At 31.9% G+C, this 931-nt stretch carries 1 protein-coding gene; it reads left to right on the top strand.

Features of this window, described 5'->3' with window-relative positions:
* Positions 1 to 368 precede the first annotated feature (368 nt).
* Positions 369 to 878 carry a helix-turn-helix domain-containing protein gene (locus tag FC60_RS09110; RefSeq protein WP_235806143.1) on the top strand — a complete coding sequence of 170 codons (510 nt, stop codon included), beginning with the start codon at positions 369 to 371 and terminating at the stop codon, positions 876 to 878.
* Positions 879 to 931 lie beyond the last annotated feature (53 nt).

Genomic DNA, 931 nt, shown 5'->3' with positions numbered 1-931 from the left:
TCGTCTTGCTTATAGTCATTGGATTCTTCGCAACGTGATTGATTAATCTTGAGATTTAGCTCTAGGTTTTTTATAGTTGGCGCTAGCCTTCTAATACAAATAATACCCATTTCGATGGGTATTAAATCTGCACTTGACGCTTGTCAAGGGCATAAGTGCGCATTGACCTCGTTTTACTCAGTCTGCTGATGACCATGAAATCAATTTTTGCCGTTATTGAATTGAATGTATTTTTAATTCAATTTATGCTTGCACTTAACTAAGTTTGTTATGCTTTAAATACTTAAAAAATGTTGCAGATTCCACTGTTTTAAATCCAAATTTTTTTATTGCTTTGTGCAGAGAATCTTTATAAACTTGGTAACAAATTGAATGTTACTCGACAAGCCCTTTCTAATTGGGAACGTGGGAAAAATTATCCAGATATCGATATTTTAGTTAAATTAACCCAAATATATAACCTATTATTCGATGCATTAATTAAGGGAGACACGGAAGTTATGAAAAAGATTAACAAAGATGCTCAAGCTTTAAGAAAGCAAAAAAAACTAAAGATCCTCGATATTTCGCTGATAGTCGTGATAATGACAGCTGTTTTAATTCCTTTTTTATTGAATCTCTTTGGTAAGCAACACTTTTTAAATAGCCGTTTTATGAGTATTTTAATATTTGTTTTGGTTATGTATATCATGATAGCTTCTTTATGGCATTATCGTTTAGGTAATCCTGGTCCACTCAATAAACGAGCTCCTTTGTTAATCCCAAAAAGCTTTGGTATCGGATTAACAATTAATCCACAAAACCCAATTGGGTTAGCGCTTTGGGTTATATTATTAATTATTGTAATTGCTACATTTATTCCAATAATTTTTAAATAAATTAGCTTGGTCATGCACCTATTGAATCATTCTAGTGAAGCCATGACTTTAGC

The sequence above is a fragment of the Limosilactobacillus gastricus DSM 16045 genome, assembly GCF_001434365.1.
GTDB lineage: Bacteria > Bacillota > Bacilli > Lactobacillales > Lactobacillaceae > Limosilactobacillus > Limosilactobacillus gastricus.
Note: the sequence above shows the minus strand (reverse complement) of the source record. Positions and strands in the feature narration are given on the sequence as shown.